The sequence below is a fragment of the Streptococcus sp. 27098_8_73 genome, assembly GCF_041432495.1.
Classification (GTDB): domain Bacteria; phylum Bacillota; class Bacilli; order Lactobacillales; family Streptococcaceae; genus Streptococcus.
Map to the genome: position 1 here is coordinate 1 of NZ_JAPVZT010000011.1, position 16,005 is coordinate 16,005.

Below are 16,005 nucleotides of genomic sequence, written 5' to 3' on the forward strand. Positions count from 1 at the left end.
TTTGTCCCAGCCTCTTTTATTTTCTTGCCAATTGGCTTCCTAAGATGGTATAATCAAGAAACTGCAATCAATGTAGAGGAGAAAAGATGAGTATTTTAGAAGTAAAAAATCTCAGCCACGGTTTTGGGGACCGGGCTATTTTTGAGGATGTATCCTTCCGTCTGCTCAAGGGAGAGCATATCGGTCTGGTTGGTGCCAACGGTGAAGGGAAGTCAACCTTTATGAGCATTGTGACGGGCAAAATGCTGCCGGACGAAGGGAAGGTCGAGTGGTCCAAGTATGTGACGGCTGGCTATCTGGACCAGCATGCAGTTTTGGAGCAAGGTCAATCTGTCCGTGATGTTTTGCGTACGGCATTTGACGAGCTTTTCAAGACCGAGGCTCGTATCAATGAAATCTATATGAGCATGGCTGAGGAAGGGGCCGATGTTGATGCCCTGATGGAAGAAGTAGGCGAACTGCAGGACCGCTTGGAGAGCCGGGATTTCTATACGCTAGATGCCAAGATTGACGAAGTTGCACGAGCACTAGGTGTCATGGACTACGGTATGGAAAGCGATGTGACAGAGTTATCTGGTGGGCAGCGGACCAAGGTTCTTTTGGCTAAGCTGCTTCTGGAAAAACCAGATATCCTGCTCTTGGACGAGCCAACCAACTATCTGGATGCGGAGCACATTGACTGGCTCAAGCGCTACCTCCAAAACTATGAAAACGCCTTTGTCCTGATCTCGCACGATATTCCTTTCTTGAATGACGTGATCAATATCGTCTACCATGTGGAAAATCAGCAACTGACTCGTTATTCTGGTGATTATTATCAGTTCCTAGAGGTCTATGAGATGAAAAAATCTCAGCTGGAAGCAGCCTACGAGCGCCAGCAGAAGGAAATTGCAGACCTCAAGGATTTTGTAGCTCGCAATAAAGCCCGTGTAGCGACCCGTAATATGGCCATGTCCCGCCAGAAAAAGCTGGATAAGATGGACATTATTGAGCTGCAAAGCGAGAAACCAAAACCATCCTTCGATTTCAAGCCTGCCCGTACACCTGGCCGCTTTATCTTCCAAGCTAAGGACTTGCAGATTGGCTACGACCGGCCTCTAACTCAACCTCTTAATCTTACCTTTGAGCGCAATCAGAAGGTGGCTATCATCGGGGCAAATGGGATTGGGAAAACAACCCTACTCAAGAGTTTGCTGGGGATTATCCCGCCTATCGCAGGTCAGGTCGAACGTGGGGACTATCTAGAGCTGGGCTATTTCGAGCAGGAAGTAGAGGGCGGCAATCGTCAGACACCTCTCGAAGCGGTTTGGAATGCCTTTCCAGCTCTAAATCAAGCAGAAGTCCGAGCGGCTCTGGCTAGATGTGGATTGACTTCCAAGCATATCGAGAGCCAGATCCAGGTTCTTTCAGGTGGCGAGCAGGCCAAGGTCCGACTGTGCCTCCTCATGAACCGAGAAAATAATGTTCTGGTTCTGGACGAGCCGACTAACCACTTGGATGTAGATGCCAAAGAGGAGCTCAAGCGCGCTCTGAAAGAATACAAGGGCAGCATCCTTATGGTCTGCCACGAGCCCGATTTTTATGAAGGCTGGATGGATCAAATCTGGGACTTCAATCAACTAACTTAAAAAGCTATTAAGGCGGTTTTGCATGCAGAGACGAGGGTGTCTTCTCAGTTACTTGCAAGCAGCCGCTTTTAATAGCTTTAGTTTTTAATATCACATAGTTGCAAATGCAATTATGTTGTGTTATACTTCTTCTTGTTGGGAGTTTTGGATTTTCTGTAAGATATGATCCAACTGAAAGAGTTCAGATGAAGTCAGTTGATGCAGACTAGCCTGAATATATCTGTCCTCGTAGCCAATCAGCTTATCATATACTTTTAGTGCAGGAGTCAGTGGATAGAGCTCCTTGAATTTCTTATTCTCTTGCTTGGTCTTTTTGACAATCAAGCCTCTTTCTTCCAGCTTTCTTAGAGACCGGCTCAGGGTAGTCTTGTCAATCTGAACCAGCTCTGCTAGCTGAGATTGATGGATGGCGGGGTGTTCGACAATGCGAGTAAGAATGAGAAAGAGATTATTATCAAGCCCGTATTGGCTAGCTTCTTGGTTCATTCTCATCATGGCTTGACGGGAGATGAATCCCATTTGACGAAATAACTGACGGTAATCCATAAGAACTCCTTTGATAGTTGCATTTACAATGATTATATAATAAAGCAAGGACGGAAACAAGTATGTGGTATAAAAAATATTTGCAAGAATTGGATATACTAGAATTTTACAAGCTTTTAAAACTGCGGATCGATACCTTTGTCGTCGAGCAAGAGCGAATCTATCATGAATTGGACGAAAAAGACTTGAAAGCTGTTCATATTTTTCATGTTAATGAGCAAGAGGAAGTAGACGCCTATGCCCGTGTGTTTGAGGAAGATGAAAAAGTCGTTTTTGGTCGCCTTGTGACAGCCCCGTCAGCCAGAGGAAAGGGTCTAGGGAATAGATTGGTAGAGGAAATTTTGATTCTTTGTGAGAAAAAGTGGCCGGGAAAAATGATTGAAATTGAAGCTCAGGAGCAAGTCGTGGGGCTTTATGAAAAATTCGGTTTTGTGACTCAAGGAGAGCCTTTTATCTTTGAATCAACGCCTCATATCAAAATGATTTACAAAAAATAAAAAAATCCAGTTGAAGAACCGCTCATAGTGATGGTGTCTCAACTGGATTTTATTTTTTTAAAACATAGAGTATTCATCGGCTAACATGACAGTCTCTCTGCCGTTATTATCCACAACGTAGATCATGCGAGGGTAGAATGGGTCAAATTTATAGGTGAAATCAAAGGAGATGAGTGTATCGAGATGGTCCTCAGAAAAACGAAAAGTCAGCTTTCCTTCGTTATTGATCAACTCGAAGCGAATCAGATTATTCAAAGGGAAGACATCTTTAAGGAAGTTGTCGATGATGTACCAGAAAGTGTCAATCACATCATCTGGAAGGCTAGTGATAGCGCCAAAGCTGGCATAGCGACCACGAGTATTGGTAAAAGCCATGAGACTCACTCCTTTCTAGAAATTTGCTGTGGAGGACCAGAAATTGATCCTCTAGTGCTTTACTAGCAGCATTGATGGTTCTATCATACAAGAAATAAGTAGGAATTGCAAGAAATTGCTTCCTTGCTGGACGAAGGTCTTTTGAGAAAGAAAACAAGAAAAAAGAGCTTGCGCTCTTTGACAACTTTATCGATTCTTTAGTTCAACATAACGTTTGTACCAAATTTTCACATAAGCATCGGAGAAGGGACCGCGTTCGTTGTTGATCCAGTCAACCAGAATCTTGACGTTTTCCTTAAGAATGAAATCCAAATCATCCGAATAGTTCATTTGCCTTTTATGACGCTCATACTCTTCTACATCAAGCAGCCGTTTTTCTCCGTCTGTGAAGACCTTAACATCTAAATCATAGTCGATGTACTTGAGGGCTTCATTGTCCAGATAATAGGGGCTGGCAAGGTTGCAGTAGTATGAAGTGCCATTATCACGAATCATGGCAATGATATTAAACCAATATTTCTTATGAAAATAGACAATGGCAGGCTCTCGTGTTACCCAGCGCCGGCCATCACTTTCTGTTACCAGTGTGTGGTCATTAACGCCAATAATGGCATTTTCTGTTGTCTTTAGTACCATGGTATCTCGCCAAGTGCGGTGAAGATTCCCATCATGCTTATAACTTTGAATTGTAATAAAGTCGCCTTCTTTGGGAAGCTTCATAACCTACCAACTTTCTACAATTTTTAAGTTTATCCTCTTTATTGTAACATATTTTCATAAAAATGCCTAAGTTTTCATAGAAAATCTTAAAGATATTCTCTTAGAGCGCTGGCAATGTCCGAAAAATCATAGCCTTTGCGAGCCAGAGCTTGGGTCAGACGCTGTTTTAAGTCGTAGCCCTCGTACTTTTTGGAGTACTTGCGGTATTGCTTGTCTAGCTCTTTATAGAGCAGTTCTTGCTGGTTTTCTTGGTCTTCTTCGATGTCTAAATGCTGGAAGGCTTCTTTGGCCTGTCCATAGGAAAAACCTTTGTTTATCAGGGCTTGGAGAATTTTATCTTGCAAGGCCTTGCTGGGCAGTTTTCCTTGGTATTTCTTTAAAAGTTTCTCAGCAACTCGCTCAGCTGCTTCAGTGAAATCAAATCGTCTTAGCTCTTCTTCGATAATAGTGCTAGAAATCCCTTTTTGGCTGAGTTTTTGCTTGAGAACAAAAGCGCCCTTGTCACCAGTGAGAAGGTTGGATTGGATATAAGAATTGGCATATTTTATGTCGTTGATCCAATTTTCTTTTTTCAAAGCGTCCAAGACTTGGCTGATGATTTCTGGTTGGATGTCGTGCTGTATTAAGTAGTCTTTAACTTCCTTGGCAGTCCTTTGCTTGAAGGAGAGATGGTAGAGGGCTAGATTTTTTCCATAGGAAAATTGGGCGTAAGTTTGAATCTCTTTTAACTCCTGCTCCGTGATTTCCATTCCTTTAGACAGCATGAAGTGGACGATGGTGTCTTCTGTAATATAGAGATTTTCACTGTTGTCCAACTCCAAGAGGTAGAGCCGTTTTTTCTTTTCGATTTTTGTGATTTTCATAAGAGATTTTGGTAGAATCCTTTCTTTTAGCTAAATGCTTCAAAGGCAGCTATCAAGCGCAGTTTGTCTGTATCAACATCCTTCCGGCCATAGTAGTCAAGAAAGAGCTCTGCGTATTGGGGGTCAGATAAATTATAAGTAAGGGACCAGATCGACCAGTAAAGGTCAATGTGGTGATCGCTAAAGCCTGCGAGTCCAACGTCAATAAAGCAGGAGAAGGTTGCTGCGTCTTTCAGAATGAAATTGGGCAAACAGGCGTCTCCGTGAATCAAGGAGTCTGACGTCAGTAGGTGTCCCTGTTCTTGGATAAGCTGGTAGGCTTCCTCTCGACTTTGGATATGAAATTGAGGCAGCAAGGCTTTTTGATAAAAGCAACCTTTCTGATAATTTTCCTCTGCCTGCTTTTTATAGTGTTGGAGGCGATGCTGGATTGGGAAATGCTGGGGTTGGATGCTGTGAAGTTTTTTGAGTGCGGCAGCCATTGTTTGGCAAAGCTCTTCTGGCTGTTGAAGAAAGGCTAGGGCATCCTTGCCCTCGGCTTCTCTAGTCAGCAGGTAGTCATGATCTGCTGACAGGTAGTGAATGACAGGCACACCGAGTTCTTGCTTCTCAAACCATTTGGCAAGTGTGGCTTCTTGGGATAACTTGCCTTTTTGGTCGATTTTCAAATAATAGCCCGTATCGGCATAGAAAACACGGGCGCTTGAATGTGAGGAGCTGTCGTAAAAGTTGGCTCCCTCTAGATAAGTTCGGATTTGCTCAGGGAAATGTGCGAGTGGAAGAGATATTTTTTCTGTTTTCATACTTTTATTGTAACATATTCTCAACGAATCGACTCTAGCGTGGTATAATAGAGGCATGAATGTAAAAGTGAAGCAAAGAATCCCTCTCAAAATCAAAAAAATGGGAATCAATGGGGAAGGAATTGGATTTTATAAGAAAACGCTGGTCTTTGTGCCGGGGGCTTTGAAAGGTGAAGAAGTCTACTGTCAGGTGACCAAGGTGCAGCGTAATTTTATTGAAGCTAAGCTCCTCACAATCAACAAGCGGTCAAAATTTCGGGTGGAAGCGCCTTGTGAGATTTATGAAAGCTGTGGAGGATGTCAAATCATGCACCTCCACTATGACAAGCAGTTGGAGTTTAAGGAAGATTTGCTGCGTCAGGCCTTGAAAAAATTTGCGCCAGCTGGCTACGAAAACTATGAAATTCGTCCAACCATTGGCATGCAGGAGCCGCTCTATTACCGGGCCAAGCTGCAGTTTCAGACTCGGAAGTTTAAGGATGAGGTCAAGGCAGGGCTCTATGCCCAGAATTCCCACTATCTGGTCTCGCTGAAAAACTGTTTGGTTCAGGACAAGGTAACGCAGGCTATTGTCAATAAGGTAGCTCGGCTTTTAGGTAAATACAGGCTGCCCATCTACGATGAGCGCAAGACAACTGGAGTGCGTACCGTCATGATTCGCAGGGCCAGAAAAACGGGTCAGGTGCAGATGATTTTTGTAACAGGTCGCAAGCTAGACTTTTCTCCAGTCGTCCGAGACCTAGTGGCTGAATTTCCCGAGCTGGAGACAGTGGCGGTCAATTATCATACGAGCAAGTCCAGTGAGATTTATGGGGATAAGACAGAGATTATCTGGGGCAAGAAGGCCATCCAAGAAGGAGTGCTGGACTATGAGTTCTCTTTGTCGCCTCGAGCTTTCTATCAGCTCAACCCTGAGCAGACAGAGGTGCTCTACGGGGAGGCGGTTAAGGCGCTGGATGTGACGAAAGAAGATCATTTGATTGATGCCTATTGCGGAGTGGGGACTATCGGCTTTGCCTTTGCTAAAAAGGTCAAGTCTTTGCGGGGCATGGACATCATCCCTGAGGCCATTGAAGACGCCAAGCGCAATGCGAAACGGATGGGCTTTGACAATACACTCTACGAGGCTGGAACGGCAGAGGAGATCATTCCTCGCTGGTATGCTGAGGGCTATCGAGCGAATGCCTTGATTGTCGATCCGCCACGAACAGGTCTGGACGATAAGTTGCTGGAGACGATTGTCCGCTATGCACCTGAAAAGATGGTCTACGTTTCCTGCAATGTCTCAACTTTAGCTCGCGATTTGGTCAAGCTCAGTCAGGTCTACGATGTCCACTACATCCAGTCGGTTGATATGTTTCCTCACACCGCTCGGACCGAAGCAGTGGTGAAATTGGTCAAAAAAGACAAGTAACAGAGTGATTTGTTGAAGCATATTTGAGGCAACGACAAAAACAAGTCTAAATGAACAGCAAAAGAGGCTGGGACAAAAGTCCTAGCCTCTCAATTGTCTTTGGCTTGTCGAGCAAGACGCAGTGGTTGAGTGGGCTTTACTACGCTGATTTCATCAGCTTTTACAGCCCTACTCAACTGTGCGGAGTTGGGACGACGAAATCGAATTCTAACGAATTACCGATTTCTGTCCCACTCTCTTTTGAGTTAGAGGATTATAGCTTTATTTCAGTGTTTTGGAGAACCTTTTGGGCATCGGCAACGATTGTGTCGAGGATTTCTTTACATGGACGAATTTCCTTGACTAAGCCTGCGATTTGACCGCTCATCATAGAGCCGTGCACAGTATCTCCTTCGTAAACAGCTTTAGAAAGCGAACCGATGGTGATTTCTTCGAGTTCATCACGATTGGTGCCTTTGTTTTCTAGTTCGATATAGTGGTCGGTCATTTCATTGCGGATACAACGAACCGGCGCACCAGCAATACGACCAGTAACGGCAGTAGCAGTGTCATTGGCTGCGACAATGGCATCCTTGTAACCTGCTGAAATTGGGCATTCTTCAGAAGCTAGGAAGATAGTTCCCATCTGAACCCCTTGTGCACCGAAGACAAAAGCGGCAGCGAGACCACGACCATCGGCAACGCCACCTGCAGCGATGACTGGAATATCAACGGAGTCAACAATCTGAGGAATGAGAGCCATAGTATTGGTTTCACCGATGTGGCCACCAGCTTCAGAACCTTCAGCAATCACGGCATCAACTCCGAGCTCTTGCATTTTTTGTGCGTGTTTGACACTGGCAATAACAGGGATTACCTTGATACCTGCCTCTTTCAGATAAGGCATGATGAATTTTGGTGTACCAGCCCCAGTCGTTACGACAGGAACTTTTTCTTCAATGATGACCGTCACAATCTCCTTGATATTTTTCATCATGAGCATGACATTGACGGCAAATGGCTTGTCAGTCAATTTACGCAGTTCACGGATTTCTTCGCGCAACTGCTCACCCGTCATTCCACCTGAAGCAATGATTCCCAGTCCGCCAGCTTCTGAAACAGCTGCCGCCAGTTGGTAGTGGGAAATCTGAGCCATAGCTCCTTGGAAAATAGGGTACTTAATGTTCAACAATTTTGTAATAGACATAGGGCATCTCCTTTATTCTGTATTTAAAATCATTATATCACTATAATAAAGCGTTTTCAATAAAGCCGTGACTTGGCAAAAGATAGAAGTTTGTGAAAGAAATCTCAGAAATTCTTGATAGGACTGACTTTTCCTTGTGAAACTAAATTTATCAGTGTCCTTATAACAATAACTTATAGCCTATTAGAATTTGTTATATACTCCAAGCTTGGATTTGAGCAAGTGATGGAAAGGATTTTTATTGGACGCATCTTTTGTGATATAATAATAAAAAATACACGGAGGTAGGGCATATGGATAATGTGATTGATTTGTCTATTCCAGTGGCAGAAGTGATTGAGAAGCAGCCTGAAGTTTTAGATGTCTTGGTCGAGTTGGGCTTTAAGCCTCTGGCCAATCCTGTTATGCGCAATACAGTCGGGCGCGTGGTTTCTATCAAAAAAGGAGCCAGCATGAACGGTATTGACCTGAATAAAATCAAGCAAACTCTGGAATTGAACGGCTATGAAGTGGTGGGGATTTAGAAATGGCTACTGAACGCATTGAAGTCCTCAAGTCTATCTTGCTAGATTTACATAATGGAGCTTCAGCAGAGTCCGTTCAGGAGCTTTTCAACGAGTATTTTGCTGGTGTGTCCGCTATCGAAATCAGCCTGATGGAGCATGAGCTGATGAACTCGGATACGGGAGTGACTTTCGAAGATGTCATGTCCCTCTGCAATGTCCATGCCAACCTCTTTAAAGGTGCCATTCAGGATGTGGAGGTGGCTGATACCGACCATCCAGGCCATCCTGTTCAGATCTTCAAACAGGAAAATTTAGCGCTGCGGGCTGCCCTTATGCGGGTTCGCAGGCTCCTATCCACCTATGAAAGTACAGAAGATGAGGAGCTTCTTCCTGAAATCCGCAAGGGACTCCAGCGCCAGCTGGGTTTGGTGGGGCAGTTTGATATACACTATCAGCGCAAGGAAGAGCTTATGTTTCCTATCATGGAAAGCTACGGTCACGATTCGCCGCCCAAGGTCATGTGGGGGGTAGATGACCAGATTCGTGACCTTTTCCAAGAGGCTCAGATTGCTGCAGAGCAGCTACCAGATACTTCGATTGAAAAAGTCCAGGACAAGTTTGAGACTTTTGCCGCTGAGTTTGAAGCTATGATTTTCAAGGAAGAGTCTATCCTTCTCATGATACTCCTCGAGTCCTTTCATCAGGATGACTGGCTCAAGATTGCTGAGGAGAGCGATGCTTATGGCTATGCCATCATTAAGCCGACGGAGAAATGGATTCCTGCGCGGCACTCATTCTCGGAGGAGGAAGCTGGGGATGCTGCTGATGAAGGAAGCGAAGCGCCAGCCAGCACAGAGCAGACTAGTGATGGCAGGTTTCAACAGGTCATTGATACACCAGATGGTCAGGTCACCATTTCCTTTAAGCCTAAGGAAAAGAAGGAGCAAGCCTTTAATCGGGACTCCCAGCAGCCTTTTGGTCATGGCTATCTGTCGGTGGCGGAGGCCAATCTGATTTTGGATCATCTGCCCATGGAGATTACCTTTGTCAATAAGGACGATATTTTCCAGTATTATAATGACAGCGTGCCAGCAGACGAGATGATTTTCAAGCGGACACCGTCCCAGATAGGGCGCAATGTCGAGCTCTGTCATCCGCCCAAGTTTTTAGACAAGGTGCGGCGGATTTTCAAGGCTCTGCGCGAGGGAGAGCGGGACAAGTTTGAGATGTGGTTCAAGTCGGAATCACGGGGCAAGTTTGTCCATGTGACCTATGCGGCGGTGCGGGATGAGGCTGGTGAATTTCAAGGGGTACTGGAGTATGTACAGAACATTCAGCCCTTCCGTGATATTGACAGTGATTTTTACCGAGATTTGGACTAGGTATTTGCAGTTAGAAAGTGAGAAACATGAGTTACGAACAGGAATTTTTACAGGACTTTGAAGCTTGGGTCAAGACCCAGGTCATGATTAACGAGATGGCGCTCAAGGAGAGTCAGGCGGTCTACGAGGCGGACCAGGACGAGCGAGCTAAGGAAGCGGCCATTCGCTATGAAAGTCGTCTAGATGCCTACCAGTTCCTTTTGGGGAAATTCGCCAACTATCAGGCGGGCAAAGGCTTCCACGACCTGCCAGACGGACTTTTGGGTGAGAGAAATTATTGATTTTTCACTGGAAAGGTGATAGAATAAGTTCATCAGAGGTGTTTTGAGTCAAGCATTTTACAGAAAGTGGCGATGCTGAGAAGTCCACAAATGTGTCAAGACTGGTTGCTGATGAGATGATAAATTGAAATAAACAGAGCAGCGGGCATCTGCCCGAAACTGGGTGGTACCGCGGATAAACACATTCGTCCCTTTCTAGTCTGACTAGGAAGGGATTATTTTTATGTTGCGGAAAGGAGGTTTGAATGAAACTTCTTGAATCTTATAATGGCAAAGAGTTGCCAAAGTTGGAAACTGAACAGTTGATATTGCGTCAGCGAACGGCAGATGATGTGGAGGATATGTTTGCTTATGCTGGTCTGCCTGAAGTCTGTTATCCAGCTGGATTTCCTCCTGTAGATAGCTTGGAAGCAGAGCGTGACTATTTTGAAAATCGCTATTTTGAAAATCTAGAAAAGAAGGAACTTCCATCTGGCTATGGCATTACAGTTAAGGGGGATGACCGAGTCATTGGCTCTTGTGACTTCAATCACCGTCATGAGGACGATGTCTTTGAAATTGGCTACCTACTGCATCCAGATTATTGGGGAAAGGGTTATGTACCAGAAGCCGTCAGTGCTTTGATAGAAGTTGCTTTTACCATTCTTAAACTCCACAAGGTTGAAATTCGATGTTTTGATTACAATAAACAAAGTCAACGAGTCGCTGAGAAACTTGGTTTCACCCTTGAAGCTCGCATCCGAGACCGCAAAGATGCCCAAGGCAATCGCTGTGCAGAGTTGGCTTATGGATTGCTGAGGAAGGAGTGGGAAAGTAAGTTATGAGGTGCTGTTTTTTATTTAATGGAGGCGCTACTGAAGATCTGTGGACTCATAGTTCATTTATTAGTCTGTTGGCTGCATTTGGATTGGGGACTATTATTTCAGCTATTTTATTGTTTGCTCAAGAAGGTAAGAAAAATAGTGTTACTAATATTACAAGTGAAAGATCACAGTGGCGTAAAAAAATTGAAAATTTATTATTAGAAGTTTCGGATCTTATAATACAGATAAAGTCAATTCCTGAGAACTTAAAGTTAAAAGATATAAAGTTTTATGATATTGACCTCAAAGACTATAGGGAAACTATTATCGAAAAAACAAGGGATTTGATAACTGCATTTGGGATAATAGATATCGGAAAGAAAACAAATAGACCTATTGATTATTATCTCAACAATGTTCATATTTGGAATCTTTTAAAAACAATTGAATTTGAAGATATTAGTAATGAAGATAACATTCTAAAACTAGAGTTATTGAGAGAGTATTTAAGATTTTTAAAGAAAAGAGATTGGGAATTTTCCAAGTATGAAGTTAAATATGGTATTGCTAGGACAATTTTTATAATTATAAGAATTATTTTAGGAATCTCTATAATTCTAACATTTGGGGTATACTACTTTTCAAATGAAAATAAAATATCTTCATGTAGATTATTTATAGAAACCCTATTCGTATTATTAGCATTATTTTTTTGTTTTGCATGTGGAGTGTTTATTGACAATAGAATTAATAAGAAACTCAATCAACAAATTATAGATAATGTTTCTCCGAATAAAATGAAAAAAAATTATCTAAAAAGAGTAATCGCAAAGTACAGAGTAAAGTTTCCTCTAATATTCCAAGTTACGATGTTAAATTGGATATTGTTAATGTTATCAATAATATTCTGTATATTAGTTTTTTTTATTGGAAGACAGTTAGTGAAAAATATATATAATTTAAGCATTATTGCTTTATGTCTATCTTCAATTTTCTATCTGTCATTGGTATGGATACAAACAAAAATATATAAAAATGAGGTTATATATATATCAAAATTAAGGGAATTGGAGAGTTTACCTCAATATAGACACATACTTCAATCATATATAAAACAAGAAATAAAGGAGCAAACACATGTCTAAAGAACTTTCACCTAAATACAATCCAGCCGAGGTTGAGGCTGGTCGTTACCAAAAATGGCTTGATGCTGATGTTTTCAAGCCTTCAGGCGATCAAAAGGCTAAGCCTTATTCAATCGTTATTCCACCACCAAACGTGACTGGTAAACTTCACCTTGGTCACGCTTGGGATACGACCTTGCAGGATATTATCATCCGTCAGAAGCGCATGCAAGGCTTTGATACGCTTTGGCTGCCAGGGATGGACCACGCGGGGATTGCCACGCAGGCTAAGGTTGAGGAGCGCTTGCGTGGTGAGGGCATTAGTCGTTATGACCTCGGCCGTGAAAAATTCTTGGAAAAAGTCTGGGAATGGAAAGACGAATATGCGACAACCATCAAGGAACAGTGGGGCAAGATGGGGCTCTCTGTAGACTATTCTCGTGAGCGTTTCACTCTTGATGAAGGTTTGTCAAAAGCCGTTCGCAAGGTCTTTGTGGATCTTTACAAGAAAGGCTGGATCTACCGTGGTGAGTTTATCATCAACTGGGACCCAGCAGCTCGTACAGCCCTTTCTGATATCGAAGTTATTCACAAGGATGTCGAAGGTGCCTTCTACCACATGAACTACATGCTAGAAGACGGCTCACGCGCCCTTGAAGTTGCCACTACTCGTCCAGAGACCATGTTTGGGGACGTTGCCGTTGCGGTCAACCCAGAAGACCCACGCTACAAGGACTTGATTGGTCAAAACGTCATTCTTCCAATCGCTAATAAACTCATCCCAATCGTTGGAGACGAACACGCAGATCCTGAGTTTGGTACTGGTGTCGTGAAAATCACACCTGCCCACGATCCAAACGACTTCTTGGTTGGTCAACGCCACAACTTGCCACAAGTCAACGTCATGAACGACGACGGAACCATGAATGACTTGGCCTTCGAATTTGCAGGCATGGACCGTTTTGAAGCTCGTAAGGCAGTCGTTGCTAAGTTGGAAGAAATCGGCGCCCTCGTTAAAATCGAAAAACGTGTCCACAGTGTTGGTCATTCAGAACGTACTGGTGTCGTAGTTGAACCACGCTTGTCTACTCAATGGTTCGTTAAGATGGACCAATTGGCTAAGAATGCCATTGCCAACCAAGACACAGAGGACAAGGTAGAATTCTACCCCCCTCGTTTCAACGATACCTTCCTCCAGTGGATGGAAAATGTTCACGACTGGGTAATCTCTCGTCAGCTCTGGTGGGGTCACCAAATCCCTGCCTGGTACAATGCCGAGGGTGAAATGTATGTCGGAGAAGAAGCTCCAGAAGGTGACGGATGGACTCAGGACGAAGACGTCTTGGATACTTGGTTCAGTTCTGCCCTCTGGCCATTCTCAACCATGGGCTGGCCTGATGTCGACTCAGAAGACTTCAAACGTTACTTCCCAACTTCAACTTTGGTAACAGGTTACGATATCATCTTCTTCTGGGTGTCTCGTATGATCTTCCAATCTTTGGAATTCACTGGCCGTCAGCCATTCCAAAACGTCCTTATCCATGGTCTTATCCGTGACGAGCAAGGACGCAAGATGTCTAAATCTCTTGGTAACGGGATTGACCCAATGGATGTCATCGAGAAATACGGTGCCGATGCCCTTCGTTGGTTCCTTTCAAACGGTTCTGCACCAGGGCAAGATGTGCGCTTTTCTTACGAGAAAATGGATGCATCTTGGAACTTCATTAACAAGATCTGGAACATCTCTCGCTACATTCTCATGAATAACGAAGGTTTGACCCTCAAGCAAGCAACTGCCAATGTCGAAAAAGTTGTCAACAAGGAAGCTGGAAACGTTACTGACCGCTGGATTCTCCACAACCTCAATGAAACCATCGGCAAAGTCACTGAAAACTTTGATAAGTTTGAGTTTGGTGTGGCTGGTCATATCCTTTACAACTTTATCTGGGACGAGTTTGCGGACTGGTACGTTGAGTTGACCAAGGAAGTCCTTTATAGCGACAATGAAGAAGAGAAAGTCATCACACGTTCTGTTCTCCTTTACACTTTGGACAAGATCCTTCGTCTCCTTCACCCAATCATGCCATTTGTGACAGAGGAAATCTTTGGACAAATCTCAGAAGGTTCTATCGTTACAGCAGAATACCCAACTGTTAACCCAGCCTTTGAAGACCTTGCGGCCCACACTGGTGTGGAAAGTCTCAAAGACTTGATCCGTGCTGTTCGTAATGCGCGTGCGGAAGTAAACGTAGCACCAAGCAAGCCGATCACGATCCTTGTTAAGACTAGCGATAGCGACTTGGAAGCCTTCTTTAACAGCAATGTCAACTATATCAAACGCTTCACAAATCCAGAACACTTGGAAATCGCATCAACCATCCCTGCACCTGAGCTCGCTATGTCAAGCGTCATCACAGGAGCAGAAATCTACTTGCCACTGGCAGACCTCCTCAATGTCGAAGAAGAACTGGCTCGCCTCGACAAAGAACTGGCTAAATGGCAAAAAGAACTGGATATGGTCGGCAAGAAACTCTCTAACGAACGTTTCGTAGCCAACGCCAAACCAGAAGTCGTCCAAAAAGAACGCGACAAACAAGCCGACTACCAAGCAAAATACGACGCGACCGTCGCACGTATTGATGAGATGAGGAAAATATGACTGCAATTTCTAATATGATTGCTAATTTGAGGCAATGGATTAATCAACACGAGAAACTAATTAACTGGATAATTGCTCCTATAATAGTTGGATTGATTTTAATTGTTCTTCCTATTATTTTTAGTAACGTTAGAAAATATTTTGGAAACGTTAAAATAACAAACAAGAACTTTATAAATGTTCCCAAAATTGTTAATGGTGAGGAATTACGAAGTGATGATACAAATGTTTTAGAAAATTATGTTCAAGCTAAATTTATTATTGAAAATAATAAATTTGAGAGTACAATTCACAAGTTTATTTTAACAAATGTATCTGTCGAACCTTATCAATATGTTGATTTAGTTATTCAGAATGGTTTTAATAATGATACTCAGATTGTAGATTTTTACAGATTTAATAATGGAACTCAGCAGAGTAACACAAAAGAATATAAAGTTGATATTATATACCATAATTCAATAGATAATAGTACCAGTATCATTAGGAGTGGATCAATAGCTGGTAAACCATTAATGGGAGGTGATATTGAATCAATATTTAAAATTGACTTATCCGATTCTAAAATAAAAAAATATTTTGATGATAAAATTCCTGATTATAAACAAGATATTAAAATTACTATACACTCTGATCATGAAGAAAGTCAGATAGTCATACCATATTTAAGTTCAGAGGGAAAATTCAGTAGAAATCTTGGATTTAATGGAGGACCGCTCGATAAACCTATTGTCCCAGTGCTTGAATTAGTTAAGCCATATAAACAGGATTATAACTTTATTATTGATCAAAAACTAGTGGAAGGAAAAAATTATTTCAAATTTAACATTTTAGTCGACAAAGCAAGTTTAATAACTTATGATATTGCTTTGATTGATGATAAAGGAAAGACTATAGTAAGAACAAGACAAAAGAATCCTATTCAGATAAGATTTCCTCAATACAAACTTTTATCTCCTTACAAAGATGATATTTATTATTATATGAAAATTAATAGACTAAATGAGAGTAATATTAGCGAGGTGAAGTTTCGACAACCAGAATTAGTAAATAATATTGATAAAACTAAAGAGGAATATAATTTGCCAAAATAGGATTCATTTAAAGGCTCTAGGATTTCTGTGATGGATAAAACCATTGTAGAAATTCTGGAGCCTATTTTTTCTCCTCCCAAACTCACACTTGTGTTATAATATTGTCAGTAAAAGAGAAAGTAGG

At 42.6% G+C, this 16,005-nt stretch carries 16 protein-coding genes; 10 read left to right on the forward strand and 6 right to left on the reverse strand.

From position 1 onward, the window contains the following. Positions 1 to 86: 86 nt before the first annotated feature. Entirely contained in the window at positions 87 to 1,628 is a 1,542-nt protein-coding gene (locus tag O3651_RS07915) for an ABC-F family ATP-binding cassette domain-containing protein (RefSeq protein ID WP_125378813.1), read from the forward strand. 120 nt (positions 1,629 to 1,748) lie between these two features. On the opposite strand, the gene O3651_RS07920 is transcribed toward O3651_RS07915, so the two are convergent. After that, on the reverse strand, positions 1,749 to 2,174 hold the full coding sequence (locus tag O3651_RS07920; RefSeq protein WP_371610122.1) for a MarR family winged helix-turn-helix transcriptional regulator: 426 nt from the start codon (positions 2,172 to 2,174) through the stop codon (positions 1,749 to 1,751). Positions 2,175 to 2,236: 62 nt separating this feature from the next. Between O3651_RS07920 and O3651_RS07925 the strand changes: the two genes are divergently transcribed. After that, positions 2,237 to 2,671 carry a GNAT family N-acetyltransferase gene (locus tag O3651_RS07925; protein WP_371610123.1) on the forward strand — a complete coding sequence of 145 codons (435 nt, stop codon included), beginning with the start codon at positions 2,237 to 2,239 and terminating at the stop codon, positions 2,669 to 2,671. A gap of 57 nt (positions 2,672 to 2,728) precedes the next feature. On the opposite strand, the gene O3651_RS07930 is transcribed toward O3651_RS07925, so the two are convergent. The 4 genes from O3651_RS07930 to O3651_RS07945 form a co-directional block, all read right to left on the reverse strand. Continuing rightward, entirely contained in the window at positions 2,729 to 3,046 is a 318-nt protein-coding gene (locus tag O3651_RS07930; protein WP_045498988.1) for a DUF960 domain-containing protein, read from the reverse strand. A 186-nt stretch (positions 3,047 to 3,232) separates the two neighbouring features. Further along, positions 3,233 to 3,766, reverse strand: a complete 534-nt coding sequence (locus O3651_RS07935; protein ID WP_005590859.1) for a DUF402 domain-containing protein — start codon at positions 3,764 to 3,766, stop codon at positions 3,233 to 3,235. Between the two features lie 86 nt (positions 3,767 to 3,852). Further along, positions 3,853 to 4,629, reverse strand: coding sequence for a recombination regulator RecX (gene recX, locus O3651_RS07940; RefSeq protein ID WP_371610124.1), 777 nt, complete (start codon positions 4,627 to 4,629; stop codon positions 3,853 to 3,855). Between the two features lie 26 nt (positions 4,630 to 4,655). Then, complete coding sequence (locus O3651_RS07945; RefSeq protein ID WP_371610125.1) at positions 4,656 to 5,432, reverse strand: aminoglycoside 3'-phosphotransferase; 777 nt, start codon at positions 5,430 to 5,432, stop codon at positions 4,656 to 4,658. A 55-nt stretch (positions 5,433 to 5,487) separates the two neighbouring features. Here O3651_RS07945 and rlmD point away from each other — a divergent pair, with 55 nt between their 5' ends. Next, entirely contained in the window at positions 5,488 to 6,846 is a 1,359-nt protein-coding gene (gene rlmD, locus O3651_RS07950) for a 23S rRNA (uracil(1939)-C(5))-methyltransferase RlmD (RefSeq protein ID WP_371610126.1), read from the forward strand. 253 nt (positions 6,847 to 7,099) lie between these two features. Here the strand turns inward: rlmD and O3651_RS07955 are convergent, their stop codons facing one another. After that, positions 7,100 to 8,032: a nitronate monooxygenase gene (locus O3651_RS07955; RefSeq protein WP_371610127.1), complete on the reverse strand. Its 933-nt coding sequence runs from the start codon at positions 8,030 to 8,032 to the stop codon at positions 7,100 to 7,102. A gap of 293 nt (positions 8,033 to 8,325) precedes the next feature. Between O3651_RS07955 and O3651_RS07960 the strand changes: the two genes are divergently transcribed. From O3651_RS07960 to O3651_RS07990, 7 genes are all read left to right on the forward strand, one after another. Next, on the forward strand, positions 8,326 to 8,556 hold the full coding sequence (locus O3651_RS07960; protein WP_005590851.1) for a DUF1858 domain-containing protein: 231 nt from the start codon (positions 8,326 to 8,328) through the stop codon (positions 8,554 to 8,556). A gap of 2 nt (positions 8,557 to 8,558) precedes the next feature. Next, positions 8,559 to 9,920 (forward strand): DUF438 domain-containing protein, encoded by a 1,362-nt coding sequence (locus O3651_RS07965; RefSeq protein WP_371610128.1) that lies wholly within the window; start codon positions 8,559 to 8,561, stop codon positions 9,918 to 9,920. A 26-nt stretch (positions 9,921 to 9,946) separates the two neighbouring features. Beyond that, a complete protein-coding gene (locus O3651_RS07970; RefSeq protein WP_061911354.1) occupies positions 9,947 to 10,201 on the forward strand; it encodes a DUF1912 family protein in 255 nt (84 codons plus the stop codon). A 245-nt stretch (positions 10,202 to 10,446) separates the two neighbouring features. Further along, positions 10,447 to 11,025 (forward strand): GNAT family N-acetyltransferase, encoded by a 579-nt coding sequence (locus tag O3651_RS07975; RefSeq protein ID WP_371610129.1) that lies wholly within the window; start codon positions 10,447 to 10,449, stop codon positions 11,023 to 11,025. Positions 11,026 to 11,093: 68 nt separating this feature from the next. Next, on the forward strand, positions 11,094 to 12,149 hold the full coding sequence (locus tag O3651_RS07980; RefSeq protein WP_371610130.1) for a hypothetical protein: 1,056 nt from the start codon (positions 11,094 to 11,096) through the stop codon (positions 12,147 to 12,149). Next, positions 12,142 to 14,787, forward strand: coding sequence for a valine--tRNA ligase (locus O3651_RS07985; protein WP_371610131.1), 2,646 nt, complete (start codon positions 12,142 to 12,144; stop codon positions 14,785 to 14,787). Before O3651_RS07980 ends, O3651_RS07985 begins: the two co-directional genes overlap by 8 nt. Beyond that, complete coding sequence (locus O3651_RS07990) at positions 14,784 to 15,881, forward strand: hypothetical protein (RefSeq protein WP_371610132.1); 1,098 nt, start codon at positions 14,784 to 14,786, stop codon at positions 15,879 to 15,881. The genes O3651_RS07985 and O3651_RS07990 overlap by 4 nt, the downstream gene beginning before the upstream one ends. Positions 15,882 to 16,005 lie beyond the last annotated feature (124 nt).

Coding starts and splice junctions, on each gene's coding strand:
- O3651_RS07975 (WP_371610129.1), top strand. CDS start 10,447: ATGAAACTTCTTGAATCTTATAATGGCAAAGAGTTGCCAAAGTTGGAA.
- O3651_RS07965 (WP_371610128.1), top strand. CDS start 8,559: ATGGCTACTGAACGCATTGAAGTCCTCAAGTCTATCTTGCTAGATTTA.
- O3651_RS07925 (WP_371610123.1), top strand. CDS start 2,237: ATGTGGTATAAAAAATATTTGCAAGAATTGGATATACTAGAATTTTAC.
- rlmD (WP_371610126.1), top strand. CDS start 5,488: ATGAATGTAAAAGTGAAGCAAAGAATCCCTCTCAAAATCAAAAAAATG.
- O3651_RS07955 (WP_371610127.1), bottom strand. CDS start 8,032: ATGTCTATTACAAAATTGTTGAACATTAAGTACCCTATTTTCCAAGGA.
- O3651_RS07930 (WP_045498988.1), bottom strand. CDS start 3,046: ATGGCTTTTACCAATACTCGTGGTCGCTATGCCAGCTTTGGCGCTATC.
- recX (WP_371610124.1), bottom strand. CDS start 4,629: ATGAAAATCACAAAAATCGAAAAGAAAAAACGGCTCTACCTCTTGGAG.
- O3651_RS07985 (WP_371610131.1), top strand. CDS start 12,142: ATGTCTAAAGAACTTTCACCTAAATACAATCCAGCCGAGGTTGAGGCT.
- O3651_RS07920 (WP_371610122.1), bottom strand. CDS start 2,174: ATGGATTACCGTCAGTTATTTCGTCAAATGGGATTCATCTCCCGTCAA.
- O3651_RS07935 (WP_005590859.1), bottom strand. CDS start 3,766: ATGAAGCTTCCCAAAGAAGGCGACTTTATTACAATTCAAAGTTATAAG.
- O3651_RS07960 (WP_005590851.1), top strand. CDS start 8,326: ATGGATAATGTGATTGATTTGTCTATTCCAGTGGCAGAAGTGATTGAG.
- O3651_RS07990 (WP_371610132.1), top strand. CDS start 14,784: ATGACTGCAATTTCTAATATGATTGCTAATTTGAGGCAATGGATTAAT.
- O3651_RS07970 (WP_061911354.1), top strand. CDS start 9,947: ATGAGTTACGAACAGGAATTTTTACAGGACTTTGAAGCTTGGGTCAAG.
- O3651_RS07945 (WP_371610125.1), bottom strand. CDS start 5,432: ATGAAAACAGAAAAAATATCTCTTCCACTCGCACATTTCCCTGAGCAA.
- O3651_RS07915 (WP_125378813.1), top strand. CDS start 87: ATGAGTATTTTAGAAGTAAAAAATCTCAGCCACGGTTTTGGGGACCGG.